The organism is Thermopetrobacter sp. TC1, from assembly GCF_000746275.1.
Taxonomy (GTDB): Bacteria; Pseudomonadota; Alphaproteobacteria; order Rhizobiales; family Aestuariivirgaceae; genus Thermopetrobacter.
The window spans coordinates 818,384-845,370 of sequence record NZ_KN050828.1; the positions used below are offsets into that span (position 1 = coordinate 818,384).

Sequence of the window (26,987 nt, forward strand, 5' to 3'; positions counted from 1 at the left end):
CAAGGTCGTCGTTCGATGTCATCCCGCGCAAGCAAGATCTTTCCATCGGTGCCATCCGGCGGCGCTTCTGCCGAGGGGCGTCGCATGATGGGTGGGCATCGATAATGGGAACGATCAAGCGTCTTAAGGGCATCTGGTGGATGCCTCGGCGGCAGGAGGCGATGAAGGACGTGGTACGCTGCGATAAGCCGCGGGGAGCTGCGAACAAGCTTTGATCCGCGGATCTCCGAATGGGGAAACCCACCGCCTCGTGCGGTATCCCGCACCGAATACATAGGTGTCGGGAGGCGAACCCGGGGAACTGAAACATCTCAGTACCCGGAGGAAAGGAAATCAACCGAGACTCCGCGAGTAGTGGCGAGCGAAAGCGGACCAGCCCAGTGCCTCTCCGAAGGTAACCGGAAGCAGTTGGAAAATTGCGCCATAGAGGGTGATAGCCCCGTACGGGTAAGAATAGGAGAGGCCTCGAGTAGGGCGGGGCACGTGAAACCCTGTCCGAACATGGGGGGACCACCCTCCAAGGCTAAGTACTCCCTGCCGACCGATAGTGCACCAGTACCGTGAGGGAAAGGTGAAAAGCACCCCGACGAGGGGAGTGAAACAGACCCTGAAACCGGATGCCTACAAGCAGTAGGAGCCCAAGGTTCGTCCTGGGTGACTACGTACCTTTTGTATAATGGGTCAGCGACTTGGTCTGGCATGCAAGCTTAAGCCGTTAGGTGTAGGCGCAGCGAAAGCGAGTCTGAACAGGGCGTTCAGTATGTCGGACCAGACCCGAAACCAGTCGATCTAGCCATGGCCAGGTTGAAGGTGGGGTAACACCCACTGGAGGACCGAACCCACGTCTGTTGAAAAAGGCGGGGATGAGCTGTGGCTAGGGGTGAAAGGCCAATCAAGGCTGGAGATAGCTGGTTCTCCGCGAAAGCTATTTAGGTAGCGCCTCGTGTGAATGCTCCGGGGGGTAGAGCACTGTTTAGGCTAGGGCCCCTCACCGGGGTACCAAACCTAGGCAAACTCCGAATACCCGGAAGCACTGCACGGGAGACACACTACGGGTGCTAAGGTCCGTGGTGGAAAGGGAAACAGCCCTAACCGCCAGCTAAGGTCCCCAAGTCGTGGCTAAGTGGGAAAGGAAGTGAGGACTCCAAGACAACCAGGAGGTTGGCTTAGAAGCAGCCATCCTTTAAAGAAAGCGTAACAGCTCACTGGTCTATGCCTTCGGGCAAAGAGTCCTCGCGCCGAAAATGTAACGGGGCTCAAGCCACGCACCGAAGCTGCGGGTGCAGCACATTTGTGCTGCGCGGTAGCGGAGCGTTCCGTAAGCCTGTGAAGGCGTACCCGCGAGGGGCGCTGGAGGTATCGGAAGTGCGAATGCTGACACGAGTAGCGATAAAGGGGGTGAGAGACCCCCTCGCCGGAAGTCCAAGGGTTCCTGCCCAATGCTAATCAGGGCAGGGTTAGCCGGCCCCTAAGGCGAGGCCGAAAGGCGTAGCCGATGGGAACCAGGTTAATATTCCTGGGCCTGGAGGAGGTGACGGATTCCGGCCCCTGTCGATCCTTACTGGATTGGGTCGGCAGGCTAGGAGTCCCAGGAAATAGCCCCTCCGTACAGACCGTACCCTAAACCGACACAGGTGGACTGGCTGAGAAGGCTAAGGCGCTTGAGAGAACCGCGCTGAAGGAACTCGGCAAATTGCTCCCGTACGTTCGCAAGAAGGGAGGCCCGTTTCCGGGCAACCGGAGGCGGGTGGCACAGACCAGGGGGTGGCGACTGTTTACTAAAAACACAGGTCTCTGCGAAGCCGCAAGGCGACGTATAGGGACTGACGCCTGCCCGGTGCCGGAAGGTTAAGGGGAGGGGTGCAAGCCCCGAACCGAAGCCCCGGTAAACGGCGGCCGTAACTATAACGGTCCTAAGGTTGACTGCGAGGTCACGCTCGCGGCAAGGCTTTATGCCTTGTCGTTCTCGCTAGCCTTAGTAAAACTGAGCTATATGCGGGAAACTCCTCGTACAGCCGTCCGGTACTCGTCGGGACGAAGCGCCCGGCAGTAACAATCCGGCGGACATGGGGACAATCCGCAGGAAAGGCCGGCACATTCTGAAGGATGTGACGGAATCCTCAGAGACCAGACGCTCAGGTAGCCGCCCATGAAGCTCGAAACACAATGGATCGTCGGTTTCGTCGATGGCGAAGGGTGCTTTCATGTTGGCATCAGCCGGCATGAAGACATGCGCCTCGGCGTGCAGGTGCTGCCGGAATTCACGGTGGTGCAGCACGAGCGCGACGTGAACATCCTTTATGCTCTCAAACGGCACTTCGGATGTGGCGTCGTGCGCAGGAACAACGGCGATCGCATGGCATGGCGGGTGCGCGACAGACAGCAGCTTCTGGAGCGTATCGTGCCGTTCTTCATGAAGCACTCCCTGAAAACCAAGAAGAAGGTCGATTTCCTGAAATTCAGGAAAGTGCTTCTTCTCATGGAAAAGGGAGAGCATCTCACGCCGGAAGGACTGGAGAAAATCCAGGCCATTGCGGCGAGCATGAACCGCTATCGAGCTTCAGGGGATTGACGGCTACAAGATAGAGTCCGGCCTGATCGGAAACGGTCAGGGTAAACCGAGCGAAATTCCTTGTCGGGTAAGTTCCGACCTGCACGAATGGCGTAACGACCTCCCCACTGTCTCCAGCGCGGACTCAGCGAAACTGAATTCTCCGTGAAGATGCGGAGTTCCCGCGGTCAGACGGAAAGACCCCGTGAACCTTTACTACAGCTTCACACTGGCATTCGTGCCAGCATGTGTAGGATAGGTGGGAGACTGTGAAGCCGGGGCGCCAGCTCCGGTGGAGTCGCCGGTGAAATACCACCCTTGCTGACATGGATGTCTAACCGCGCCCCGTCATCCGGGGCCGGGACAGTGTGTGGCGGGTAGTTTGACTGGGGCGGTCGCCTCCCAAAGAGTAACGGAGGCGCGCGAAGGTGGGCTCAGGCCGGTCGGAAATCGGTCGTTGAGTGCAATGGCATAAGCCCGCCTGACTGCGAGACTGACAAGTCGAGCAGAGACGAAAGTCGGCCATAGTGATCCGGTGGTCCCGTGTGGAAGGGCCATCGCTCAACGGATAAAAGGTACTCCGGGGATAACAGGCTGATCACGCCCAAGAGTCCATATCGACGGCGTGGTTTGGCACCTCGATGTCGGCTCATCGCATCCTGGGGCTGGAGCAGGTCCCAAGGGTTCGGCTGTTCGCCGATTAAAGCGGTACGTGAGCTGGGTTTAGAACGTCGTGAGACAGTTCGGTCCCTATCTGCCGTGGGTGTTGGAGACTTGAGAGGATCTGCCCCTAGTACGAGAGGACCGGGGTGGACGCACCTCTGGTGGACCTGTTGTCGCGCCAGCGGCAGTGCAGGGTAGCTATGTGCGGAAGGGATAACCGCTGAAGGCATCTAAGCGGGAAGCCCACCTCAAAACCAGGTCTCCCTATCAGGACCGTGGTAGACCACCACGTCGATAGGCCGGAGGTGGAAGCGCAGCAATGCGTGGAGCTGACCGGTACTAATAGTCCGATCGGCTTGATCGTTCCCATTAATCAATGCCCATCCGTTCTCGTAAACGGCATTGATATCCAATGCCGAAGCAAGGCCTGAAGGGCATGTTGGATCCGATGGAAGGGAAACCGCCCTTATTGGGAGCGGTTGAGAAAAAGCTTGCGCATGATCCGGGATGTGCTTCGCCGGCCTGGTGGCTATGGCGAGGGGTCCAAACCCGATCCCATCCCGAACTCGGTCGTTAAAACCCTCAGCGCCGATGGTACTGCGTCGTAAGGACGTGGGAGAGTAGGTCGCTGCCAGGCCTGCCAAGCACATTCCGGACGATCCCTTCATTCACGAATTCCGCAGAAACCCCGCCAAACCGTAAAGCTTCGGCGGGGTTTTTCTTTTTGTGCGTTCACTTTTGATCATATTTGATCGCTTGATAGATCGGCGCGGTAGAGCAGCCAGATGCGGCGGGCGACTTCTGCATTCATGACGATGGCGATGATTGCCAGGATCAGGAGCGGCAGGTTGAAAAGCGCACCGAGCATGATGAGGAAGATGCGCACATCCCGCCCGAGGCGGAAGCGCTGCCGAGCTGTTTCACCAAGCTTGCGCCGCATGAAGCCGTCATACTTGTCTGCCGTGTAGCTGTTCACGAAGCTGCCGATGATGGCAAGGAACCCCCACAGCCATGCCGCCTGTGCGGAAGCGGCTGAGGCTGATGCGGCGTGCCAGGCGAGGGCGAATAGCAGGGCGCCGTCGGCATACCGATCGAGCACGGCATCGAGCCAGCCGCCGAAGTCGCTTTGCTCATGGCGCAGGCGGGCGATTTCTCCGTCCACGCCATCGATGATCGAAGCGGACTGAGCCAGCAGGCCGCCCAGAGCCAGCATCAGCCAGCCCGGCTGTGCCATGATCCAGGCGGCAAGCAGGGCAAGGAGAAAGGATGCCAGAGTGATGCGGTTCGGTGTTATCCAGCGGTAATGGACGAGATAGGATGTGAGCAGGCGCGAGAGGGGCCGGTTGATATAGCGCGAGACAGGGCCGTCATGCCCTTTGCCGCGTTCCATGGTCAGCAGGCGGCGTTCAGCCTCTTGCAGGGCATCGGGGGTATCGGCATCCATCCAGAATTCGCCGGTGACATCGGCGGCAAAAAGCCGGCCCTCTTCGGCGAGGATGTTCATGGCATCGGACAGGCCATGGCGCCCTGCCTGGGCGGCGCGGCGCAAGGCCGAAAACAGCGCGTGTGAGCAAAGAAACAGGCCGGTATCCACGGCATCCCAATCAACGAGCGCCTTGTCCAGCCGGCGAATGCGCACATTCCGCGATGGAGCATGGTCTTCTGCCAGGTCTTCCTCCAGGGAGACCTTGGTGGCGTCCTCGGGATCGAAAAGCGCGCTGCGATCGCGATCAACGGCAAGGCGCACGCTGTTTTCCGGCAAGGGGGATGCGCACAGTTTTGCCTTCATGCCGGCAGAAAGAACATGATCGGCCATGGTGAGGAAAAAGGGGCGATCGGCCGGCACGGCCTGTTCCGCGGCAAGGGCGCTGGCGCCGTTGCCCTTCTGCCAGTTTTCCGCCTGAACGATCGTGACGTTCAGACCGTTTCTGCGCGCGACATCATGCGCATGCGCGGCAATGCGGTCGGCTTCATGACCCGTGACGATGATGAAATGGCGCACGCCCATATCGCGCAGAACACGCATGCTGCGCTCCAGCAGGGACAAGCCCAGCAGGCGCACGAGCGGTTTGGGCTCGTCCCTGCCGCCTGCGCGCATGCGCGTGCCGGCGCCGGCGGCGAGGATGACGGCTGTATCCGGACAGGGCATGTTTCGGGTTTGTTTCCCTTCAGAAAAGATCTTTTGCGTGGATTGTGTGCGGGACAAATCCTGATGCATGGTCATGACCCTTCATCCTCTTTCAGCGTGCTCAGCAGGGCGTTGAGGAGATTTGGGCTGCTGGCAGCTATGAGGCTGCGCTTATCAAGGAGGTGGGTTGGCGCCGGTCTGGGGTTCAGCGTGGCATCGCCGATAAAGACGGCGCCATTGCTGGCCAGGATCATGGCGGCGGCCGCAAGCCAGCTTTCCGGTGTGAGACGGTCGCGCACATCGATGTGGGCCTGGGTGGCGCCCGAAAGCATCAGGCCGAGAGCACGCGAGCAGCAGCCATAGCAACGCACGCCACGCACCTGTTTGAGAAGGCGCGCGAATGCCCCTTGCGGTGCAAAATGATTGAGCTCCACCGTGATCAGGGCCTCTCGCAAATCGTCAACCGGAGCGGGCCGGGCATGTTCCACCGTATCGTTAATGAGCAGAAATGGCGGCGCCTGATCCGGCAGGGGAGCGATTACGGCGGCGATCACATTTAGCGGCGAAAGGGGTGCGCCCATGGGCAGAATGGCGGCGGTGAAGGCCGATAGGGGAAGACCGCGTGCGGCATTGTCCGTGCCATCTAGGGGATCGACGACGATCTGCCAAAGCGGCGGCGATACGCCAAAATCGATCATGCCGGCGCCGTCATTTTCCTCCGACAGCAGGCGGAGGGGCAGTCTTGACTGTTCCAGAATGCGCAACACCGCCGCTTGAGCAGCCAGATCCATGGCATGGCGCACATCGCCCTTGGCGTTGTGCTCCTGTGTGCGCCCTTTGCCCTGCGCTTCCGTTACGGCATCGCGTGCCGCATTGGCGAGATCAAGAAGCAGCTTTCGCCAGTCCGCTCCTTTGTTCTTTTCAAGCAGGGATTGGCGGTGACGATGAAAAAGGGAGGGGGTGATCAGGCCCCCCTCCCCGAGATGAACCGGCGCGTTCATGGCCCTTACTCCGCCGCTTCGCGATAGGCCGCCTCCTCGCTGGGGAAGAAGCGCTGCCAGTCCTTGCCCTCCACGAAGGCGTCCACGGCCAGGCGCGCCTCCGAATCGCGGATCTGGATGGGCGGCGTCTTCATGTAATAGCTGCAGGCCGGATGCACCGGGCCGGCCATGCCGCGCTCCTTGGCGATCATGGCGCAGCGCAGGGCATCGATGACCACACCGGCGGAGTTGGGCGAATCCTGAACCGACAGCCGAAGCTCCAGCTCGATGGGCGCGCCGCCGAAGCCTTCGCCCTCCATGCGGATGAAGGCGATCTTGTTGTCCTTCTGCCAGGGCACGTAATCCGACGGCCCGATGTGCACGTTCCTGGGATCGATGGGCACGTCGAGCTGGGAGGTAACGGCGCCGGTCTTGGACTTTTTCTTGGACTTGAGGCGATCAAGCGCCTTCATGTTGAGGAAGTCAGTGTTGCCGCCGGTGTTGAGCTGATAAGTGCGGTTCAGCTTGTAGCCGCGGTCACCGAACAGGCGGGTGAGCACACGATGCACGATGGTGGCGCCCACCTGGCTCTTTATGTCGTCACCCACAATGGGCACGCCGGCGGCACGGAAGCGCTCCGCCCATTCCGGATCGGAAGCAATGAAGACCGGCACGCAGTTGACAAAAGCCACCCCTGCCTTCAGGGCCGCTTCGGCGTAATGACGCACGGCCTTTTCAGATCCGACCGGCAGGTAGCACAACAGCACGTCGGCCCCGGCCTTTTTAAGCTCTTCGGCAACGTCCACCGGTTCTGCATCGGCGACGCGGAAGGCCTCATCCTCATCATAGTCGGCCATGTGCGGGGCAACGCCATCCAGCACAGGGCCCATCTGCACAGTCACGCCGGTCTCAGGAATGTCCTCCTGAAAGACCATGGTGCAGTTGGGCTTGGCGAAAATGGCCTTCTCCAGCGGCTGGCCCACCTTCCTCTTGTCGACGTCGAAGGCGGCCACCCATTCGATATCCCAGGGCTTGTATCCGGCCATGTCCGGATGCATCAGCCCCGTGGAGCCATCATAGCCATTGCGGCGATAGTACTCGACACCCTGAACAAGAGAACTTGCGCAATTGCCAACGCCGGCAATGGCGACACGGATCTTCCTGCTCATGATGTCTCTCCCTCCTCATGCACACAACAGAAACCCACTCCGCGCGGAATGCGCCTGTCTGCAGCACACATTCCGCACGAGCTTCAGCCCTGTCATGGATGGGGACGGGCGGCGTGACGTCTCTTCAAGCGCGAATGTGCATGCGCGGAATGAGGGACACGCCACTTCTCTTATTGGGAATATTCTCCCAAAAATCAATAGGCGATCTTTCCTCAAAAGGGAAAAGAGCACACAACACGACACAAGATCGCTACTAGCCTCGTCATTCCGGCGAGAGCCTGAGGCCTCGGGCCATCAACGCATAAGTGAATGGCCTGAGATACCGGCTTGGGCCCAGGCGTGTCCAATTAAATTGCTCTATGCGTTGCGAGTGATTTTTACCCTGAAAAAGGTGAGCACTCACATACAATACAGATACTTTTACCAAGGCATTCTCCCACCACCGCCCAAAACTTGGAGTGTGTTGTTTTTATATGGAAGATCAATAGGTTACGTCATGCCCGGGCGTGTCCCGGGCATCTAGGGGCGGTTTACACATACAGCAGTGGCAGGCAGGAACGCTTCTTCCAGGCTCTGTCCTTGAAAGGGATCTCCTTTCAAAAAACATACGGTTCAGATCAAGCCTGCTGGTAAGCACCATCGCCCACCAAAACCGCCTCATCCTTGGCCCTGGATTGCCGGGACAAGGCCCGGCAATGACGTTTTCTTGTGGTTTATCAATGAGTTAAATAACCACTCCTGACTTATGGAAAGTCTTTTTTCTCGGTCGATTTGGCGTCAACAGCACGCTTCCTGAATTTCTTCGGACACCAGTAGGCTTGCGCCGGTATGACGATGGATATGTTGTGTCGCGCGGGAAAAAGAATGGCCCGCCACTTTCAAAGCGACGGGCCGGACGGGAAGGCGGAGGGGAAGCCTTCCGGGGGGAGGGAGAAGGCAGGCGGCTTTATTGAGAGAGCCGCCTGCATGAGAGATGTGAGGATATTGCCAAGGCCTCAGGCGATGTCCTTTTTGACGAAGTACCAGTCGGTCACCTCGGCGTTCTCCATCTTCATGCGCTCCTCGGCCTCGTCGATGGTGGCCGGCGGCGGCACGATCACCTTGTCGCCGGGCTGCCAGCCCTCCGGCGTGGCAACGCCGTACTTGTCGGTGGTCTGCAGGGCCTTGACGAGGCGCAGGATCTCGTCGATGGAGCGGCCGTTGGTCATCGGGTAATAGACCATGGCGCGCAGGATGCCTTCCGGATCAATGATGAAGGTGGCGCGCACGGCGGAGGTGTCGGCCGCGGCCGGGTGGATCATGCCGTACTTCTTGGCGACCTCCATCTTCAGATCCGCGATGATCGGGAAGGGGATCTCCACGCCCAGCTTCTCGCGGATGTTGCGCACCCAGGCGATGTGCGAGAAGTTGGAGTCGATGGACAGCCCCAGAAGCTCGGTGTTCAGCTCGGCAAAGTCCTTGGCGCGCCTGGCGAAGGCCACGAACTCCGTGGTGCAGACGGGCGTGAAGTCCGCCGGATGGGAGAAGAGCACCAGCCACTTGCCCCGATAGTCGGAGAGGGACTTCTGCCCATGGGTGGTGGGAGCGGTGAATTCCGGAGCCGGCTCATTCAGGCGCGGATACACCGGAGCCTCATTAACGACGTTCTCGTTGGTCTCGCTCATAGTCTTTCTCCTTTTTCGGTTTTGAGCGGTTGTTTGTTGATGGCGTTTCAGTTCGTTCCTGCAATTTGGAATAATTCTAATATGAGCAAATCGTGATATTTGTCCAGCCCTTTCGCACGGCAAGTCCGTGACCAGGTGTCGCATTTGTGATCATTGATTTCTAATGGCGACATATATGGGCGTAGACGGAATGCATGCCGTGTTGTTCGTTTAAAGGATGGGATTGGTCCGGGCCCTGCGACACTATGATCAAAAGCAGGGCATTTGAGAATCCGCTGAGAGGGGAGATGATAAACAGAAGGTTACCGCGTAGGTCAGCAGCGTGAAGCATAGCCGCCCATGCAGGCCTTTTTAAGTCATTTGCGATGTGCGTGAAGCCTTCAAGGGCACGAAGAGATCAGCTCTTAAAGACGGCCTAGATGCAATGAATAGTTCAGGGCGGCGATCGCGCAAAATGCAGGCAAGCGCAACCATCTCACGCGGCGTTTCAGGCGCGTCATCATGGCCAGGAGAGGGCTGTTGAATTCGGACAAAATTTCAACCATGTTACGCGCGAACATGAATCCGGGGGCGCGCCACGGAACCAGTGGTCAGTAACGCTGTGCCTTGCATGGAATGGGGCCGGTGTCTGCCGTGATCCACAAGGGGTCGTTTGAGGATGATGCGGTAAGCGCGTGTCACGGCTCGTTCATTCTTTGCGGAGGATGCGGCCTGTGCCCCGTAATGGCGACACCCGCCCCTATCAGGCCAGGCAGGAGACGTTTTTGAAACAGGGAGGTAAGCAGACATGACTTTCAGGAAATCCCTTCTGGTTGCCGGTGCGGCTTTCGTCATTGCTGGCATGTCACCGGTGATCGCTGCCGATCAGCCGGACATCAACGCCCTGAAGGCGGAGGCGAAGGAGATCGTGCAGGGCTTTTTCAAGGAACTGAAGGGCACGCTCGTCTCCACCATGAAGGAAAAAGGGCCGGCGGGCGCTGTGGATGTCTGTCATGAAAAGGCGCAGGAAATCACCAAGAAGCACAACAAGAACGGCTGGAAGGTGGGGCGCACGGCCCTGAAGATCCGCAATCCCAAGAATGCGCCGGATGCCTGGGAGAAGGCGGTTCTGCAGGAGTTCGAGAAGAAGATCGCCGAGGGCGCTGATCCCAAGACCCTGGTAAAGGCCGAGATCGTGGAGCAGGACGGCAAGAAGGTGTTCCGCTTCATGAAGGCGATCCCGGTGAAGAAACCCTGCCTGAACTGCCATGGCGAGAAGGTCAATCCGGACCTCTACAAGACGATCAAGAAATATTACCCGGAGGATCAGGCCATCGGTTTCAAGCTCGGTCAGCTGCGGGGTGCCTTTACGCTGTCCAAACCGCTGGAGCAGTGATCCGGGCGGCGCCTAGCGCCCATAAAATCTTGGCGCATGTCGGTTCCGCCCATTTTCGGGGCGAGCCGGCAAGCCCGCCAATGTGAGTGGTTTGCGGAAGTGATGCGTGCGGGGGCTTCCGCAGGCCGGGGATGGAACTCATGACAGGCGAGAAAACCATTGCGTCCATACTTGAATCCCGAGGCGCATTTCTGAAGGGGCAACCGGGATGTGAAGAGACCGCACGGCGTCACGAGCCCCTCTTGAAAGTGATCGAACACAATTATCCTCTCTTCGAGCCATTGCGTGATCAGCTCATGACCCGTCAGGGCGTGGTGCCGGAGATGGTCTCCGATCACGAGGCCCTGATGGAGCTCCTGGATCATTTGCGTGCCCAGGAAATCGTGCGCCTTTCGGAGGAAGGGCGGCTGGTGGCGGCCGATGCCGCGGCGCGGCGGTTTCTTTCAGGCGGCTGGCTGGAGGAGCTGGCCTGGCTTGCGGCGATGGCCGCCGGAGCGGACGAGGCCATCTATTCTCAGGTTCTGGGCTGGCGGGTCGGCGAATTCTATGGCGAAAACGAGATCGACCTGATCGTGCGCAAGGCGGAACGGCTGGGGTTTGTTTCCTGCAAGGCGCTGCAATCGGAATTCAACGCCGAGAGCAAAAAGCACAGGGCGCGCTTGATGGACGCCCTGCATGAGGCGGACAATCTCTGCGATCATTTCGGCCGTGAAGGCGAGCGCGTGGGCATTCTCGTTACCACCGATCTCATTGACGAAGTACGCGATCAGCCGCGATACATGGCGCTGATGGGCAAGGCGGCCGTGCTTGATGTGCGCATCATCCCGCTGGAAGAGCTGGAGTGGAATTCCCTCGTCTCGGCCATTGGCGAGATCGTGCATGGCCGCGATGACGGCTGATTGTCTTTTCCCGGGGTCACTGCCCTCCTGCAATTTCCTGAGGTCCTCCCGCTTCGGAAACTTGGGTTCTTGGGCATGGCATGGGCGTGCGGGCGCACGCTACGAAGGGGGTGCTTGCGTCGTTGAGGCGGATGATGTCACGTATTTTCCCGCTCATGTTCACTGGTCGTGGTCTCTTAAGTTTTTGGAAAAGTGGGCGGGCTCATGGAGCAGGTTCGGTTTTATCGCACGGGCGGGCCGGAAGTGCTGCAAGTGGAAGAGGCACCGGTGCCAGAACCGGGGCCTGGCGAGGTGCTCATCCAGCATGAGGCGATCGGGCTCAATTTCATCGACACCTATCATCGTTCCGGGCTTTATCCGGTGCCGCTGCCGGCGGTTCCGGGGCTGGAAGGCGCCGGTGTGATCAAGAAGGTGGGCGAAGGGGTTGAAAACCTGCAGCCCGGCGATCGCGTGGCCTATGGTGCGGGGCCTCTGGGGGCCTATGCGCAATGGCGGACGATGCCGGCCAGTCGCGTTGCGCGGCTGCCGGATGCCATTGATTGTGAAACGGCGGCGGCGATGATGCTGAAAGGGCTGACGGCCTGGTATCTGCTGCGGGAAACCTTTCGAATCAGGCCGGGCGATGTCCTGCTCTTTTTGCCGGCGGCCGGTGGGGTTGGCCTGATTGCCGGGCAGTGGGCCAAGGCATTGGGGGCGGTGACCATAGGCGCCTGTTCCTCCGGCAAGGTGGAGAAGGCGAAGGCGCATGGATACGATCATGTCATCGCCTATGACCGCGAGGATTTGGCGGAACGGGTGGCCGAAATCACGGATGGGCGTGGTGTCGATGTGGTCTATGACGGCGTGGGGGCGGCAACCTTCGAATCCGCGCTTTCCTGTCTGAAGCGCCGGGGGCTGATGGTCTCTTTCGGCAATGCCTCCGGGCCGGTCACGGGTGTGAATCTCGGCCTGCTGGCCGAGAAAGGATCGCTTTATGTCACCCGGCCGGTGCTCATGGACTATGTGGCGGAGGATGCCGATCTGGCCCGTGCCAGCGCGGAGCTATTCGAGATGGTGGCTTCCGGGCGCGTGCGCATCAGCATCGATCAGCGCTATCCGCTGAGCGAGGCGGCACAGGCGCATGCGGATCTGGAGGCGCGGCGCACCACGGGACAGACCATCCTGCTTCCATGACGGCAGGAATGAAAAGGGCTGTTTGATATCAACCTGCATAACGAGCCGCCCACCGCCCCGCGCCCCCACCCAACCCCCCAATTATTATAAACAAGGGCCTGGGTGGGGGCGCGGGGCGATTTCACAGGTCAGCCATTGCGCAACTTGGTATGATAAAACCAAAACCGGCCGCAGGGACTTCCTGCGGCCGGTTTGCTTTTCCAAGCGTCTTTGGCGTTCAGGCGCGCAAGGTGGCGCCGGTGGCCTTGGCGACGGCGGAGACGATCCTGTCGGCCAGGGCCTGAATCTCCTCGTCAGTGAGGGTTTTTTCGCGCGGCTGGATGCGCACTTCGATGGCAACGGATTTCTTGCCCTCGCCCAGCTGCTGCGCGGCCTTCTCGCCGGCAAACACGTCAAAGACCTGTACCGCCTCGATGAGCGTGCGGTCGGCATTGCGCGCGGCCTGCACGATCTTCTCGGCCGGGACACTCTCATCGACGACGAAGGCGAAGTCCCGCGTCAGCGGCATGAGATCGGAAGCGGCAAGCGGCGGCCGGGCCGTTCCCTTCCGTTTCTTCGCCGGCAGGGCGTCGATGAACACCTCAAAGGCGGCAACGGGGCCCTTCACGTCCATGGCCTCCAGCACGGCGGGGTGCAGCTCGCCAAAATGGGCGAGCACCGTTTTCGGCCCGAGGGTGAGAACGCCGGCGCGGCCGGGATGATACCACGAGGGCAGATCCTCGGTGCGCGTCTGCAGGGAGGCGACCGGAGCGCCCAAGGCCTCGAGCACGGCGATGGCGTCGGCCTTGGCATCGAACACGTCCCAGGTACGGCGGGCAAGAGCCCAATGGCGCGGGGAAGCATATCCGGCGCGGACACCGGCAGCCACCGTCTTTTCGCCTTCGGGCGTGTCATCGCGATAGATGCTGCCCACCTCGAAGAGGCAGACGTCGGCATGGCCGCGCGCGGCATTGCGTCCGGCGGCCGCGACAAGATTGGGCAGCAGCGAGGGGCGCATGTCGGAAAGTTCGGTGGAGATGGGATTGGCGAGCTCCAGCATCTTCTCGCCACCACCAAAAAGCCGGGCATGACGCTTGGGCAGGAAGGAATAGGTGACGGCCTCGTGCATGCCGCGGGCGGCAAGCAGATGACGGGCGCGCACGATGTGGCGCTGCCGGTCGGTCAGCACCGGGCGGGCGATGGCATGCAGGCGCGACATGGGCGTGGAAGGAATGCGGTCCAGCCCCTCGATGCGCACGATTTCCTCAACGAGATCGGCCTCGCCGCGAATATCCAGCCGCCAGCTTGGCGCCACCGCCTTCAAGCCCTCCGCCGTCTCCTCGATCTCAAAACCAAGGGCGGAGAGGATCTCCTTCTGCCGTTCAAGCGGCAGATCCAGGCCGGCCAGGGTCTTCACCCGGTTCTTGCGCAGGGTAAAGGTGCGCTCTTCACGCGGTGGCGTGGCCTCGCTGCCTGCGGAGACGATCTCGGAGGCTTCGCCGCCGCAAATCTCCAGAATGAGACGGCTGGCGATTTCCGCCGCCTGCGGCAGGAAGGCGGGATCAACACCGCGCTCGAAGCGGTAGCGGGCATCGGTCATGAGGTTGAGCTTGCGCCCGGCGCGGGCGATGGCGATGGGCTCGAAATAGGCCACCTCGAGGAAAACGTTGACGGTTTCATCCGTGCAGCCGGTTTCCTCACCGCCGATGATGCCGGCAATGCCCACGGCGCGTTCATCATCGGCGATGACGGTGATGTCGGGATCCAGCGTATATTCCTTGCCGTCCAGGCCCAGCAGGGTTTCGCCCGGGCGGGCGCGGCGGGCATGGATGTCGCCCTTGAGGCGGTCGGCATCGAAAACGTGCAGCGGCCGGTTGAAGCTCATCATCACATAGTTGGTGATGTCAACGAGGGCGGAGATGGGGCGCAAGCCCACGGCCTTCAGGCGCCGCTGCATCCACTCCGGCGAGGGGCCGTTTTTCACGCCCGTGAAGTAACGGCCGATGAACTGGCGGCAGGCATTGCCGTCGTCATGGATGTGCACGGCGATGGGCGAGGCGCCCTTGCCCGCAACCGGCTCCACATGCAGGGGCTTGAGGTGGCCGAGCCCGCGGGCGGCAAGATCGCGGGCGATGCCATAAATCCCCAGGGCATCGCCGCGGTTGGGCGTAATGGCAATCTCGATGACGGGATCGTCAACGCCAAGGGCCCTGGCCGCCGGTTCGCCAATGGGCGTGTCCTCGGGCAGTTCGATGATGCCCTCGTGATCCTCGGAGATTTCCAGCTCGCGCTCGGAACACATCATGCCGGCGGATTCCACGCCGCGCACTTTGGCGACCTTGAGATCAAGGCCGGTGCCGGGAATGTGGCTGCCGGGCGGGGCGAATATGCCAACCAGGCCCTCGCGGGCGTTGGGCGCGCCACAGACCACCTGCACCTCGCCGTTCGCCGTCTGCACGCGGCAGACCTTGAGACGATCGGCATTGGGATGCTGCTCGCAGGCAATGATGCGGGCGACGGAGAAGGCCGCGAGCTTCTCCGAAGGATCGATGACCTCCTCGACCTCCAGCCCGATGGCGTTGAGCGCATCGACGATCTCGCTCAGCGAGGCGTCGGTCTCGAGATAGTCCTTCAGCCAGGACAGCGTGAACTTCATGCCGAAAGCCCTCCTGCCAGAGTGGGAACCTGCAGGAACGAAAAGCCGTAATGGCGCAGCCAGCGCAGATCGGCCTCGAAGAAGGCGCGCAGATCCGGGATGCCATACTTGAGCATGGCCAGGCGGTCCAGCCCGATGCCGAAGGCGTAGCCCTGATAGCGCTCAGGATCGAGGCCGCCGGCGCGGATGACATTGGGGTGCACCATGCCGGAGCCGAGGATCTCCAGCCAGTCATCCCCCTCGCCCACTTTCACCTGCCCGCCTTCCCAGGAGCAGTTGATGTCCACCTCCATGGACGGTTCCGTGAAGGGAAAATGGGAAGCGCGGAAACGCATCTTCACGGAATCGGTCTCGAAAAAGGCCTTGCAGAATTCCTCAAGCGTCCACTTCAGGTGACCCATGTGGGTCTCCTCGTCGATGACCAGGGCCTCCACCTGATGGAACATGGGCGTGTGGGTCTGGTCGGAATCGCAGCGGAAGGTGCGGCCCGGCGCGATGATGCGGATGGGCGGCGGGGTACTTTCCATGGTGCGGATCTGCACCGGCGAGGTGTGGGTGCGCAGGAGCATGCGCGTGCCGTCGTCCTTGCGGTGGAAATAGAACGTATCATGCTCCTGGCGTGCGGGATGTTCCGGCGGGATGTTGAGGGCTTCGAAGTTGTACCAGTCGGTCTCGATATGCGGCCCTTCGGCGACGGAAAAGCCGAGATCAGCGAAAATCTCCACCACCTCCTCCCAGACATGGGAGACGGGATGGATACTGCCCTTGTGTTCGGGGCGCACCGGCAGGGTCACATCCACGCGTTCCTTTTCCAGCCGCGCGGCGAGCGCCTGCTGCTTCAAGACCTCGCGGCGGGCGGCGATGGCCTCGGCAATGCGGCTTTTCAGGGCGTTGAGCGCCTGGCCCATGCTCTTGCGCTCTTCCGGCGGCAGCTTGCCCAGGCCCTTCATGCGGGTGCTGATCTCGCCCTTCTTGCCGAGGGCGGCGACGCGGATGTCCTCCAGCGCGCGTTCATCGCCGGCCTTTTCGATCTCGGCGAGGAAGCGTGCCTCAAGTTCCTGCAGGTCGTCCTTTCCGTTCATGATGGCATAAAACCCCGCTTGTTCGGTTTTCTTCCGCCCCTGACATCAACAGGGCCGGGCACGTTTCCGCAAGGACGCCAAAGGGGTTTTGCGGGAAATCCCGGCGTCCGACGGAAAGGGGCCCGGCCCTGGCAGGAGTGGTGTTGATAATCGTGTCAGCGTGCCCGCGTGTTGCCTTTCGTCCGGCGCGGGCAAGGGGCGCGTTTTTCAGCGCCCGTGGCCCGATCAGGCCAACGCCGCCTTCGCCTTCTCGACAAGCGCCTTGAAGGCCTCGGGCTCGCGCACGGCGAGATCGGCCAGCATCTTGCGGTCGATCTCGATTCCTGCCTTGCCGAGCCCGTCGATAAATCGGGCATAGGTGAAGCCGAGTTCGCGGCAGGCGGCGTTGATGCGCTGAATCCACAGGCTGCGGAAAACGCGCTTGCGCCGGCGGCGGTCACGATAGGCGTACTGATGAGCGCGCTCCACCGCCTGCACGGCAACGCGATAGACGTTCTTGCGCCGGCCGTAATAGCCCTTGGCCTGGCGGATGACCTTCTTGTGTCTGGCGCGGGCCCTGGGGCCACCCTTCTTTGCGCGCGGCATGGTTCAGTTCTCCTCCAAAGCGAATTCCGTAATCGGTATCTGATGCAGGGTTTCCGGCTGTCGGCTTCCGGCGGCTCGTCCCCCTTTCCTGCTTATGCACCCTGCGCAGTCGGGCGCGGGATAGGGGTGCCTTGCGCAACCGATCAGCGATAAGGCATCATCTTCTTGACGATCTTGGCGTCACAATCCTTGAGGATGGTGGTGCCCCGCTGATTGCGGATCTGCTTGTTGGTGCGCTTGATCATGCCGTGCTGCTTGCCGGACTGGGTGGCGCGCACCTTGCCGGTGGCGGTGAAACGGAACCGCTTCTTGGCGGCGGACTTGTTCTTGAGCTTGGGCATTCGGCTTCTCCTTGCATTCCGGCGGCCATCTCATCCCTGGCCGCTTGCCGTGTTGCGTCGCCCGCGCGGCAGCCCATGTGGCCGGGGGCGACCTCCTTTTCATGCTTTTCGCGATGGCTGCTTGTGATCGGATTACCCTGCCTGTCGATGAGGTAACCAACATCAGCACGCACATCGCAACACCCCGGCCGGAAAGGCCGGGGCGCCTGGCGCCTTATAATGCAGTCTTGCGCCTTCTTGCAAGTCCGCAAATGCGGCGGGCTTTTTCCCTTTCGGATCGATGATCTCATGACCGCGGGAATGCTGCGCCACAGGGATGCGGCCTGATTGTCTTGTCAGATGATGGGCCAGGTCCGGTCATCCTGATGGAAGATTCATGCTTGACCACTTTTTCGAATTAGAATAATTATAATTTGCATAGATGGGCGGTGCCCATCCGGCCTTGCACCAAGGAGGAGAGAACGATGCATGGAAGCGGAAAGTGCCCATTCCCGCACGAGGCCTTAAAACCGATGACACAGGGCGGCAGCATGGTGCGGCAATGGTGGCCCAATCAGCTGAACCTGAAGATCCTGCAACAGAACACCGAGGCGCTGAAGCCGGTCGATCCCGGCTTTGATTACGCCAAGGCATTTTCCGAACTGGATTATGAGGCGCTCAAGGAAGATCTGCGGCAGGTGATGCGCACGCCGCAGGACTGGTGGCCGCCGGATTTCGGTCATTACGGGCCACTGTTCATCCGCATGGCCTGGCACAGCGCCGGCACCTACCGCATGCAGGACGGCCGCGGCGGCGGCAATACCGGCAACCAGCGCTTTGCGCCGGTGAACAGCTGGCCGGATAACGTCAATCTGGACAAGGCACGCCGGCTTCTGTGGCCGGTGAAAAAGAAATATGGCGAGAAGATCTCCTGGGCTGATCTCATGATCCTGGCCGGCAACGTGGCGCTGGAGGACATGGGGTTCAAGACCCTGGGGTTCGGCGGCGGCCGCGTAGATGTCTGGGAGCCGGAGGAGGACACCTGGTGGGGCCCGGAAAGCGAATGGCTGGGGGATGAACGCCATCGCGAGGGACGTGAGCTGGAGGACCCGCTTGCGGCGGTGCAGATGGGCCTCATCTATGTCAATCCGGAAGGGCCGAACGGCGAGCCCAACATTCTGGCCGCAGCAGCCGACATTCGCGAGATTTTCGGCCGCATGGGCATGAATGACGAGGAGACCGTGGCCCTGATTGCCGGCGGGCATGCCTTCGGCAAGTGTCATGGCGCGGCCAGCGCCGATCATCTGGGGCCGGAACCGGAAGCGGCGCCCCTGCAGGAGATGGGCCTGGGCTGGCGCAATGACTATGGCACCGGCAAGGGGCCGGACACCATCACCAGCGGCATTGAGGGCGCATGGACACCGACGCCGACGCAATGGGACACGCGCTTTCTGGAGATCCTGTTCAAATATGACTGGAACCTGACCAAGAGCCCGGCCGGTGCCTGGCAATGGGAGCCGGTGAACCCGGACGAGGAGGATCTGGCGCCGGATGCGCATGACGGTTCCCGCAAGGTGAAGACCATCATGCTGACCACCGATCTCGCCTTGCGCTACGATCCGGCCTATGCCCGCATTGCCCGCCGGTTTCTGGACAATCCGCGCGAGTTCGAGGAAGCCTTCGCCCGGGCATGGTTCAAGCTGACCCACCGCGACATGGGGCCGAAGAGCCGCTATCTGGGGCCGGAGGTGCCGAAGGAGGACTTCCTGTGGCAGGATCCGCTGCCTGAGCGGGATTTCGACCTCATCGAAGAGGAAGACGTCACGGCCCTGAAGGCGGAGGTCATGAACGCGGGGCTTACTGTTTCCGATCTGGTGTTCGTGGCGTGGGCGGCGGCATCCACCTACCGCGATTCCGACAAGCGCGGCGGCGCCAACGGTGCGCGCATTCGCCTCGATCCGCAGCGCAACTGGGACGTGAACGAGCCTGAGCGTTTATCGCGCGTACTGGCGCGGCTGGAGGAGGTCCGTCAGGGCTTCAATGCCCGCCAGACGGGTGCGAAGCGCGTTTCCATGGCGGACATGATCGTGCTCGCGGGTTGTGCAGCGGTGGAAAAGGCGGCGCGGGATGGCGGCTTTGACGTGCGCGTGCCGTTCACGCCGGGGCGGGTGGACGCCACACAGGATCAGACGGATGTGGAAGGCTTTGAGTATCTAAGGCCCGTGGCCGACGCCTTCCGCAACTGGATGGATCCGCGCTGTCAGCTGCCGGCCGAGCAGGCCATGCTGGATCGTGCCAGCCTGCTTGCGCTGACGGTTCCGGAGATGACCGTGCTCATCGGCGGTATGCGCGTGCTCGGCGCCAATCATGGCGGCAATCCGCACGGGGTCTTCACCGATCGTGTCGGGGTCTTGAGCAACGACTTCTTCGTCAATCTCTGCAGCATGGATGTGGAATGGCGTCCGGCGGATGAGGCGGAGACCCTCTTTGAAGGGGTGGACCGTGCAACCGGCACAGTGCGCTGGACGGGCACGCGGGTGGATCTCGTCTTCGGTGCCAATTCGCAGCTGCGGGCGCAGAGCGAATTCTACGCCCAGGATGACAATGCGGAGAAGTTCGTGCGCGATTTCATCGCCGCCTGGACGAAGGTGATGAACCTCGACCGCTTTGATGTGACATGGCGCTGAAGGGGCGTTTTCGGCCGTGACCGAAAAGCCCCCGGTGCCTGGCCGCCTGCGACATGCCGCCCGTCGCAGGCGGCTTTCCTTTTTTGGGAGCAATACAGGGGTACAGGCGGGATGTGCGGGCGTTCTTCTCGAAACTGTCGTTGTGCGCCCTATTTCAGATGGCGGGAGAGGAAAGCGGACAGTTCGGCGAACAGGGCTTTTGATTCCGGAATGTCGCGCAAGGGAATATATTCGCCATGCGAGAGGCCCTCGAAGACGTGAAGCTCGGCCGGAATGCCGGCATCGCGCAGGCGCCTGTGCACGCGCACGGCGAGGGAAAGGAAGAGATCACGTGTGCCGCTGGCCACGAGCGCGGGCGGCAGGCCGGAGAAGTCGCCATAAAGAGGCGAGATTTCGGGATCCTTCAGGCTGCGGCCGTTGGCATACAGGCGCGCCGCTGCGGCGAGCACGCCTTCGTAGGCAACAAGCGTTCGGTCGGCCTCGGCATTGAGATGAAAGGAATCGCCGGTCTTGGACAGATCCGCCCAGGGCGTGCCGAGAAAGAGGGCAGCGGGCAGCGGCAGGCCGAGCTTCTTGAAATGCAGCATGGCCGCAAGTGTTAATCCCGCTCCGGCGGATGTACCGCCCATGGCGATCTTTTCCGGCGCGTGTGTCCTGATGAGGGCCTGATAAACGGCGGTGACGTCTTCAAGCGCGGCCGGAAAGGGATGATCCGGCAGCATGCGGTAATCAACGCTGATGACGGGAATCCTTGCACGCGCCGCGATGAGGATGGCCTCCGGCGTTGCAGCAAGGCCGCCATTGAAGACGAAAGCGCCGCCATGGACATGCAGGAAGAGATGATTCTTGTGCTGCGGGGCAATCTTGTGTGGGGTGACGCGAAAGACGCGCACGCCGGCGATCTTGGCCTCCTCGATGGTGACATTGGATGAGGCCGCGCGCTCAGGCACGCGCTTGGCAATGGGCGCATCGTTGATGGTCTGCAGAACCTTCCAGCCCCTGGCATCTTGCGGCGTGATGAGAAGAAGGGCCCGCACATCCGGCTTCTTGCCTGTGCGGATGCTCTCCTGAAGCTGCGGGCTTGCCGCCTCGGGCAGAGGCAGGAACCGCTTGTTCAGCCACCAGCCTTTCAGGCCCTCTTCGGCGTTTGCGGCCTTGCTCAAGGGCGCGCCCATGACCAGCAGTGCCATGGCCGCGATGAAGCGTGTCATGATGCCCGCCAATGACGTGCGGTGAAGAGGATTTGAGGAATGCGGCGCATGCGGGATCATGGGGTCATTTGCCTTTGGGTTCCGGAAACAGGCGGGCGTCTTCGGTCTCGATGCGGATCCATTCGTTCTCGATCAAACGCTCCTGCGGCAGGAAGCGCTGTTTGTAGCCCATCTTGGCCGAGCCCGGCACCCAATACCCGAGATAGACATAGGCCAGGCCCATGCGCCGGGCCCGCTCCACGTGTTCGAGAATCATCCACGTGCCGAGCGAGCGGCGGGCAAGGGCGGGATCGTAGAAAGAATAGATCATGGACAGGCCGTCGGTGTGCACATCGGTGAGCGCACAGGCGACAAGGCGCCCCGAATGCGGGCGGGGCTCGGCCAGGGCCGGCCCTTGCGGCAGGCGATAAGTGACAAGGCGGGTGTCGAGGAAGGTTTCCTCGATCATCGCTGCGAAATCCTGCATGGTCATGCCGGCCATGGAGCCGTCGGCATGGCGGGCCTCGATGTAGGCGCGGAAGAGATCATAGGCTTCCGCGGTGGCGATGGGGCGCTCAAAGCGGGCGGTGAGATCGGCGTTGCGGCGCCAGATCTTGCGCATGGTGCGGTTCATGCGGAAATCGGCCACCGGGATGCGCACGGGGATGCACAGATTGCATCCGTCGCAGGCCGGGCGATAGGCGATGTTCTGTGAGCGGCGAAAGCCGGTCTTGGTGAGCAGCTCGTGCACCTCCGGCGCGTCGAAGCTGACAAGATGGGTGAAGACCTTGCGCTCGCGCCTGCCGGGCAGATAGGGACAGGCGCCTTCGGCCGTGATGAAAAATTGTGGAAAAGTCTGCCGTTCCACGGCTGTCACACCCCTTTGCTCAAAAGACCTTCCGCCGCGTTCTGCCCGGTGCCGGCTGCATGCGCGAAAGCCGGAATGCCCGTTTTGGGCGGCGTGCATGCCGGCGCATCCTGGGCAGGCAATTTAAGGCTTGGGGCCGCTTGCGCAAGCGGATTATAAGCACAGGATCATGCGTGTCCATGCGCGGGCGTGCGCGAAAAAAGGACGCAAGTGTTGAGTGGAGGGATCGCTGATGGCAACGGTTGCGTGGATCGGGCTGGGCGTGATGGGCTATCCCATGGCGGGGCATATGGCCAGGGCCGGGCATGAGGTGACGGTCTATAACCGCACGCGGGCCAAGGCGGAGCGCTGGGTTTCCGAATACGGCGGCCGGCTTGCCGAAACGCCGGCCGCGGCGGCGGAAGGGGCCGATGCGGTTTTCGTCTGTGTGGGTGACGATAATGATCTGCGCAGCGTGATCCTGGGCAAGGCAGGTGCCTTTGAAGGCATGAAAGAAGGGGCGGTGCTGGTGGATCACACCACCGCCTCGGCCGATGTGGCGCGGGAGCTGGCGGCAGCGGCGAAAGAGAGAGGCCTTGGCTTTATCGATGCGCCGGTTTCCGGCGGGCAGGCGGGCGCGGAAAACGGCGTGCTGACCGTCATGTGCGGCGGCGAGCCGGAGACATTCCAGCGCATTCGGCCGCTTCTTGAGCCTTATGCCCGCATGGTGCGGCTGATGGGGCCTGTGGGGTCCGGGCAATTGACGAAGATGGTCAATCAGATCTGCATTGCCGGGCTGATCCAGGCCCTGGCGGAAGGTGTGCATTTCGCCAAGCGGGCGGGGCTTGATATCGATGCCGTCTTCGACGTGATCTCCAAGGGCGCGGCCCAGAGCTGGCAGATGGAGAACCGTTATCGCACCATGGCCGACGGCAAATTCGACTTCGGCTTTGCGGTGGACTGGGCGCGCAAGGACTTCGCCATCTGCCTTGCCGAGGCGCGACGCAACGGGGCGCGGCTGCCGATCACCGCGCTTGTCGATCAGTTCTATGCCCAGATACAGGCCATGGGCGGCGGCCGCTGGGATACGTCCAGCCTGATCGCCCTGCTGGAATGTCCGGATGCCTTAAACCCCGAGAGTGCCCCCGCTGATGAAAGGGGCGAATCCTGAATCCTGCCTGCGCATCGGCGCGAACGTTTACACCGCGCCGGCAGGCAAGACGGGCGAAGGAGGGCGAAACAGGCAATGCCGGCCCTGTTTGACACAAGACTTCTCTCTCAGCGTTATGCCCGTCTTTCCCTTGCTGGTGATGCGGCAATGCCGGATTTTCTGCACCGGCATGCGCTTGAGGAAATTGTCGCGCGCCTTTCGGCAACAAAGCGGCAGTTTGACCGGGCGCTCTTGTGCACCCTGGCGCCGGCGGACGGGGCCTTGCTTCTGAAAGGTGCCGGCAATGTGGGAGAGGTGGTTTTCGCCGCTCCCTGGGCGCGGCCGGCGGGCGGGGGGCATGAATGCGTGATTGATCCGCGCGCGCCTGCTTTTGCGGAGCGCCGTTTTGATCTGGCCGTGCTGCTGATGGAGCCTGCCTTCATCGATGGCCTGCCGGATGCGCTTCTCGCCTGGCGGCGGCTTTTGCGCCCCGGCGGGCTGTTTCTGAGCGCCTTTCCCGGCGGTGAAACCTTGCGGGAGCTGCGGGCGGCCTGGGCCCATGCCGACATGAGGGAGGAAGGTGCGCCTTCCTTGAGGGTGGCACCCTTTTGCGATGTGCGTCAGGCAGGAAGCCTGTTGCAGCTGGCAGGGTTCGTCATGCCGGTGACGGATGTGGAGCGGCTCACATTGCGCTATGACGATGCCCTGTCGCTGATGCAGGAGCTTAAGGCGCTGGGCTGGAGCAACATGCTGATGGAACGGCCGCGACGGCCGGTTTCGCGGCGACGGCTGGCGCGGGCGGCGGCGGCGCTGGAGGCCGCCTGCACGGAGGCGGACGGGCGCCTCGCGGTGACTCTTGATCTTCTCTATCTCTCCGGCTGGGCGGCGGAAACGCAAGCGGATCTTCCCGCACAGGGAGGTGCCTGCGCACTGTGACTGGCGCCAAGAAAAGGCGGCTTTAGCGCCCGGATTCGCCGGTGTTGGAATCGCGCTCCTGATCCGGGATTTCTTTCCTCTCTTTCCTCTCTTTCAGCAGTTTCAGGCGACGCCTGGGCAGGAGCAACCTTTTGACGATGCGGCGAGTGAGCACGCGCGGAGAGATGCGTCCCATCTGTACGGTGAAGGCGTGAAACAGGCCCGGGATGACGATGGCGCGCCCTTCCTTGAAGCCCTGCCAGCCGGCGCGGGCGATCTGTTCGGCCTTCGCCATGGGCAAGACCTTCGTCAGCCACAGCCTGTCCATGCCTGAGGCTGCCTGAAAGCCGGTACGCACCGGGCCGGGGCAGAGGGCAGTGATGGTGATGCCGTGATCGCGCATTTCCTCGTGCAGGGCCTCGGAGAAGGAGAGGAGATAGGCCTTGGTGGCGAAATAGACGGCCATGCCGGGGCCGGGCATGAAGCCGGCCAGAGAGGCGACGTTGATGATGCCGCCCATGCCGCGTTCGACCATGCGGGGCAGGAGCTTCAACGCCAGGGCGGTGGCCGCGCGCACGTTGACATCAACGATGGCGAGCTGCTCATCGGCGTTCAGAACATGCGCAGGACCGGCGCGGCCGAATCCGGCGTTGTTGATCAGCACATCAGGGACGAAGCCTCTCTCTTCAAGGGCGTGCAGGATGTGATCCGGCGCATCCTTCCGGGAAAGATCGGCCGGAAGAACATGCACGGTGATGGGATGTTCAGCCTGAAGCACGCCTTTTATGCGGTAGAGCTCCTCTTCGCGGCGGGCGATCAATACCAGGTCCCAATGCTCTTCGGCAAGAAGGCGGGCGAAAGCCTCACCGATGCCGGAGGAGGCGCCGGTGATCAGGGCGCGTCTTTTCTCCTGCGTGCTCCAGATGCGGTTCATGACGTTTTTTAAGCCCCCGTGCAGCTCATCATCGCCTGCGCTGTCCCTACTTTTGAAACAGCGGGCATGCCCTCTTTCCCTATCAGGGTGTTTTCCAATTGGAAACCATGGCGGCAATCCCCGTCTGCTGACAAGAGGCCGTTAACGGCTTCTGTCCAGAATATCGACAATTGCGATGATCCCGTCATGGGTCTTGCAGACGATGCATGAAGAACGGCCTTTGGCTGAGACGGGATGAAAACGAGTCCGTGAGTGTAAGTCGCGTAACGCGTAGCAGGGTGGAAGTCCGATGTCTGCGAAATGGGATGCCTTCGCCACCGAGATTGATGGCGTGCCGGCCTGGATCGTGTTCAATGCCGATGCCGCGCGCGAATTGCCGCAGCTGGATCTGCCGAACCTGATGCGGGTGCAGGCTCCGTTCAAGGCAGACGAGGACGGCCTGCCGCTGCCGGTGGAGGAAAAGCGCCTGGAGGATCTGGAAGACGAACTGGAGAAGTGGGTGGGGGCGATTGGCGGCCTCTATGTGGGCCATGTCACGGCGCTCAAGCACCGCACGTTCTTCTTCTACGTCTCCTGCGGGCGCGAGGAGGCCAAGAACCTGGTGCGGCGCATTGCCCTAAGGCGCGATGAGGACCTGGCCTTTCACATGGAGCCCGATCCGGAAAACCGCGTGTTTCTGGACCTGATGCTGCCAACCAAGGACGAGCGGCGGCGCATGCGTGATCATGCACGCATCGCGGAGATGCGCCTGCAGGGCGATGATCTCTCCTGTCCGCGCCCGGTGGAGCACACCGCGCGTTTCAGCAACCGGCATCAGGCCATCGCCTTTGCCAACTGGGCGCGCAAGAACCGCTTTCATGTGGACGGCATTCTCTCGCCCAATGCGGAAACGCCGTGGTTCGTGCTGCAGTTTCACCGGCGCATGCCGCTGATCCCCGAGGAGATCGACGCCGATACTGCCGCAATCACCGAAATGGCCGAGCAGCTCGGCGGTTCTTATGAGGGCTGGAGCTGCGAGATCTGCCGGGCGGAAGCGGTCTGACTCCTTGCGTGATTCAGGCAAGAAAGAGGCGATTTTGCCCTGTCTTCAAGGCGAAGGCAGGGCTTTCCCTTGTATCGGCTCAGGCGGTGTGCGCCGCCTTGTCGGCCCGGGCACAGAGGGCGAGCACGGTCTCGCCGAGCATCTGCAGGTCGCGCGGTGTGGAGAGGCGATGATCGCCGCCCTTGACGAGGGTGAAGGTGATATCGTCGCCTGAAAGGGCCTCGAAGGTTTTCAGCCCGTGCCGCCAGGGCACGTCGGCATCGGCCTCGCCCTGCAGGATGCGCACGGGCCAGGGCACGGAAAGACCTTCCTCTAAAATGAGATGATTCATGCCCTCTTCCACCAGGTCCTTGGTGATCACATAAGGCTCCGGGCCGTATTCGCTGGGGATGGCGATGCGGCCCTCATGGGTGAGCGTCTGGCGCATGTCTTCGGAGAAGAGATCCCACATCAGATCCTTCGTCATGTCCGTGGCGGGAGCCAGCAGCACCATGCCGCGGATGCGGCGGGCCTGTTGCGGATCCTCTCTCAGCAGGCGGCGGGCCAGCAAGAGCGCTATCCAGCCTCCCATGGACGATCCGACCAGAACGCGCGGCCCCTTCGCCACCTGACGGAAAACGGCCTCGGCCTCATTGAGCCACTTGCCAATGGTGCCCTCCTCAAAGCGGCCGCCCGAGGCGCCATGCCCTGAATAATCAAAGCGCACGAAGGAGCGCTTGGTAGCATTGGCCAGCGCAGCTAGCGCGGTGGCCTTGGAGCCGCTCATGTCCGACATGAAGCCTCCCAGCCAGAAAAAGCCGCACGGCGCTTGCGCATCCTCCGCCGGCATGGGGCCGTCGGCAATCCAGGCGATGTCGTCTCCGGCGGGGCTTTTCAGCGTTCCCTTTTCCTGAACGGTGTTGGGGGGCAGGCCGGTGTCGGTCATGTCCTTTGCATCCCTCTGCTGTGATGCCCCGGCGGCGCGGGGCGCATTTGGCGTTTCTCAAGCAGTTGATCGG

General features: G+C 61.7%; 19 protein-coding genes and 2 rRNA genes. 9 read left to right on the plus strand and 12 right to left on the minus strand.

The window, feature by feature from the left end; genetic code table 11:
* The first annotated feature begins 112 nt into the window (after nt 1-112).
* Both EK16_RS07395 and rrf read left to right on the plus strand, forming a co-directional pair.
* Nucleotides 113-3,578 (plus strand): 23S ribosomal RNA (locus EK16_RS07395).
* Between the two features lie 157 nt (nt 3,579-3,735).
* Nucleotides 3,736-3,851: ribosomal RNA gene (gene rrf / locus EK16_RS07400) — 5S ribosomal RNA — on the plus strand.
* Nucleotides 3,852-3,956: 105 nt separating this feature from the next.
* On the opposite strand, the gene EK16_RS07405 is transcribed toward rrf, so the two are convergent.
* The 4 genes from EK16_RS07405 to EK16_RS07420 all read right to left on the minus strand — a co-directional run bounded on the left by EK16_RS07405 (nt 3,957) and on the right by EK16_RS07420 (nt 9,155).
* Nucleotides 3,957-5,363, minus strand: coding sequence for an NTP transferase domain-containing protein (locus EK16_RS07405; RefSeq protein WP_197059645.1), 1,407 nt, complete (start codon nt 5,361-5,363; stop codon nt 3,957-3,959).
* Between the two features lie 71 nt (nt 5,364-5,434).
* Complete coding sequence (locus tag EK16_RS07410) at nt 5,435-6,343, minus strand: inositol monophosphatase family protein (protein WP_038035607.1); 909 nt, start codon at nt 6,341-6,343, stop codon at nt 5,435-5,437.
* Nucleotides 6,344-6,348: 5 nt separating this feature from the next.
* Nucleotides 6,349-7,491, minus strand: a complete 1,143-nt coding sequence (locus EK16_RS07415; RefSeq protein WP_038035610.1) for an inositol-3-phosphate synthase — start codon at nt 7,489-7,491, stop codon at nt 6,349-6,351.
* A gap of 995 nt (nt 7,492-8,486) precedes the next feature.
* The gene (locus EK16_RS07420; RefSeq protein WP_038035611.1) at nt 8,487-9,155 is read right to left on the minus strand and encodes a peroxiredoxin; all 669 of its coding nucleotides are present in this window, start codon (nt 9,153-9,155) and stop codon (nt 8,487-8,489) included.
* Between the two features lie 787 nt (nt 9,156-9,942).
* Between EK16_RS07420 and EK16_RS07425 the strand changes: the two genes are divergently transcribed.
* From EK16_RS07425 to EK16_RS07435, 3 genes are all read left to right on the plus strand, one after another.
* Nucleotides 9,943-10,530, plus strand: coding sequence for a Tll0287-like domain-containing protein (locus tag EK16_RS07425; RefSeq protein ID WP_051929056.1), 588 nt, complete (start codon nt 9,943-9,945; stop codon nt 10,528-10,530).
* A 248-nt stretch (nt 10,531-10,778) separates the two neighbouring features.
* Entirely contained in the window at nt 10,779-11,429 is a 651-nt protein-coding gene (locus tag EK16_RS07430) for a Card1-like endonuclease domain-containing protein (protein WP_231573649.1), read from the plus strand.
* A 204-nt stretch (nt 11,430-11,633) separates the two neighbouring features.
* Nucleotides 11,634-12,602, plus strand: a complete 969-nt coding sequence (locus tag EK16_RS07435; RefSeq protein ID WP_038035614.1) for a quinone oxidoreductase family protein — start codon at nt 11,634-11,636, stop codon at nt 12,600-12,602.
* Between the two features lie 217 nt (nt 12,603-12,819).
* On the opposite strand, the gene pheT is transcribed toward EK16_RS07435, so the two are convergent.
* The 4 genes from pheT to rpmI form a co-directional block, all read right to left on the minus strand.
* The gene (pheT, locus tag EK16_RS07440) at nt 12,820-15,237 is read right to left on the minus strand and encodes a phenylalanine--tRNA ligase subunit beta (protein WP_038035616.1); all 2,418 of its coding nucleotides are present in this window, start codon (nt 15,235-15,237) and stop codon (nt 12,820-12,822) included.
* A complete protein-coding gene (gene pheS / locus EK16_RS07445; RefSeq protein ID WP_038035618.1) occupies nt 15,234-16,319 on the minus strand; it encodes a phenylalanine--tRNA ligase subunit alpha in 1,086 nt (361 codons plus the stop codon). The genes pheT and pheS overlap by 4 nt, the downstream gene beginning before the upstream one ends.
* 225 nt (nt 16,320-16,544) lie before the next feature.
* Nucleotides 16,545-16,904 carry a 50S ribosomal protein L20 gene (gene rplT / locus EK16_RS07450; protein WP_038035619.1) on the minus strand — a complete coding sequence of 120 codons (360 nt, stop codon included), beginning with the start codon at nt 16,902-16,904 and terminating at the stop codon, nt 16,545-16,547.
* 143 nt (nt 16,905-17,047) lie between these two features.
* The gene (gene rpmI / locus EK16_RS07455) at nt 17,048-17,245 is read right to left on the minus strand and encodes a 50S ribosomal protein L35 (RefSeq protein ID WP_038035621.1); all 198 of its coding nucleotides are present in this window, start codon (nt 17,243-17,245) and stop codon (nt 17,048-17,050) included.
* Between the two features lie 464 nt (nt 17,246-17,709).
* Between rpmI and katG the strand changes: the two genes are divergently transcribed.
* On the plus strand, nt 17,710-19,911 hold the full coding sequence (gene katG, locus EK16_RS07460) for a catalase/peroxidase HPI (protein ID WP_038035623.1): 2,202 nt from the start codon (nt 17,710-17,712) through the stop codon (nt 19,909-19,911).
* A gap of 149 nt (nt 19,912-20,060) precedes the next feature.
* Here the strand turns inward: katG and EK16_RS07465 are convergent, their stop codons facing one another.
* Nucleotides 20,061-21,122, minus strand: a complete 1,062-nt coding sequence (locus EK16_RS07465) for an alpha/beta hydrolase (protein WP_038036252.1) — start codon at nt 21,120-21,122, stop codon at nt 20,061-20,063.
* 64 nt (nt 21,123-21,186) lie between these two features.
* On the minus strand, nt 21,187-21,978 hold the full coding sequence (locus EK16_RS07470; protein ID WP_038035625.1) for an arginyltransferase: 792 nt from the start codon (nt 21,976-21,978) through the stop codon (nt 21,187-21,189).
* A 223-nt stretch (nt 21,979-22,201) separates the two neighbouring features.
* Here EK16_RS07470 and EK16_RS07475 point away from each other — a divergent pair, with 223 nt between their 5' ends.
* Nucleotides 22,202-23,119 carry an NAD(P)-dependent oxidoreductase gene (locus tag EK16_RS07475; RefSeq protein ID WP_051929058.1) on the plus strand — a complete coding sequence of 306 codons (918 nt, stop codon included), beginning with the start codon at nt 22,202-22,204 and terminating at the stop codon, nt 23,117-23,119.
* 75 nt (nt 23,120-23,194) lie between these two features.
* Entirely contained in the window at nt 23,195-24,034 is an 840-nt protein-coding gene (locus tag EK16_RS12260; RefSeq protein WP_156098518.1) for a methyltransferase domain-containing protein, read from the plus strand.
* Nucleotides 24,035-24,056: 22 nt separating this feature from the next.
* Here EK16_RS12260 and EK16_RS07485 read toward each other — a convergent pair whose 3' ends face one another.
* Nucleotides 24,057-24,947, minus strand: coding sequence for an SDR family NAD(P)-dependent oxidoreductase (locus EK16_RS07485; RefSeq protein ID WP_051929060.1), 891 nt, complete (start codon nt 24,945-24,947; stop codon nt 24,057-24,059).
* A 289-nt stretch (nt 24,948-25,236) separates the two neighbouring features.
* Between EK16_RS07485 and EK16_RS07490 the strand changes: the two genes are divergently transcribed.
* Nucleotides 25,237-25,989 (plus strand): DUF695 domain-containing protein, encoded by a 753-nt coding sequence (locus tag EK16_RS07490; protein WP_038035628.1) that lies wholly within the window; start codon nt 25,237-25,239, stop codon nt 25,987-25,989.
* Nucleotides 25,990-26,068: 79 nt separating this feature from the next.
* On the opposite strand, the gene EK16_RS07495 is transcribed toward EK16_RS07490, so the two are convergent.
* The gene (locus EK16_RS07495) at nt 26,069-26,914 is read right to left on the minus strand and encodes an alpha/beta hydrolase (RefSeq protein ID WP_081910350.1); all 846 of its coding nucleotides are present in this window, start codon (nt 26,912-26,914) and stop codon (nt 26,069-26,071) included.
* Nucleotides 26,915-26,987 lie beyond the last annotated feature (73 nt).

What these genes read in the sequence shown, in the direction of transcription:
- EK16_RS07465 (WP_038036252.1), bottom strand. Translation starts at nt 21,122, where the DNA reads ATGACACGCTTCATCGCGGCCATGGCACTGCTGGTCATGGGCGCGCCC.
- EK16_RS07415 (WP_038035610.1), bottom strand. Translation starts at nt 7,491, where the DNA reads ATGAGCAGGAAGATCCGTGTCGCCATTGCCGGCGTTGGCAATTGCGCA.
- EK16_RS12260 (WP_156098518.1), top strand. Translation starts at nt 23,195, where the DNA reads ATGCCGGCCCTGTTTGACACAAGACTTCTCTCTCAGCGTTATGCCCGT.
- EK16_RS07405 (WP_197059645.1), bottom strand. Translation starts at nt 5,363, where the DNA reads ATGCCCTGTCCGGATACAGCCGTCATCCTCGCCGCCGGCGCCGGCACG.
- EK16_RS07485 (WP_051929060.1), bottom strand. Translation starts at nt 24,947, where the DNA reads ATGAACCGCATCTGGAGCACGCAGGAGAAAAGACGCGCCCTGATCACC.
- EK16_RS07495 (WP_081910350.1), bottom strand. Translation starts at nt 26,914, where the DNA reads ATGACCGACACCGGCCTGCCCCCCAACACCGTTCAGGAAAAGGGAACG.
- pheS (WP_038035618.1), bottom strand. Translation starts at nt 16,319, where the DNA reads ATGAACGGAAAGGACGACCTGCAGGAACTTGAGGCACGCTTCCTCGCC.
- EK16_RS07410 (WP_038035607.1), bottom strand. Translation starts at nt 6,343, where the DNA reads ATGAACGCGCCGGTTCATCTCGGGGAGGGGGGCCTGATCACCCCCTCC.
- EK16_RS07490 (WP_038035628.1), top strand. Translation starts at nt 25,237, where the DNA reads ATGTCTGCGAAATGGGATGCCTTCGCCACCGAGATTGATGGCGTGCCG.
- EK16_RS07435 (WP_038035614.1), top strand. Translation starts at nt 11,634, where the DNA reads ATGGAGCAGGTTCGGTTTTATCGCACGGGCGGGCCGGAAGTGCTGCAA.
- katG (WP_038035623.1), top strand. Translation starts at nt 17,710, where the DNA reads ATGCATGGAAGCGGAAAGTGCCCATTCCCGCACGAGGCCTTAAAACCG.
- rpmI (WP_038035621.1), bottom strand. Translation starts at nt 17,245, where the DNA reads ATGCCCAAGCTCAAGAACAAGTCCGCCGCCAAGAAGCGGTTCCGTTTC.
- EK16_RS07475 (WP_051929058.1), top strand. Translation starts at nt 22,202, where the DNA reads ATGGCAACGGTTGCGTGGATCGGGCTGGGCGTGATGGGCTATCCCATG.
- EK16_RS07420 (WP_038035611.1), bottom strand. Translation starts at nt 9,155, where the DNA reads ATGAGCGAGACCAACGAGAACGTCGTTAATGAGGCTCCGGTGTATCCG.
- EK16_RS07425 (WP_051929056.1), top strand. Translation starts at nt 9,943, where the DNA reads ATGACTTTCAGGAAATCCCTTCTGGTTGCCGGTGCGGCTTTCGTCATT.
- rplT (WP_038035619.1), bottom strand. Translation starts at nt 16,904, where the DNA reads ATGCCGCGCGCAAAGAAGGGTGGCCCCAGGGCCCGCGCCAGACACAAG.
- pheT (WP_038035616.1), bottom strand. Translation starts at nt 15,237, where the DNA reads ATGAAGTTCACGCTGTCCTGGCTGAAGGACTATCTCGAGACCGACGCC.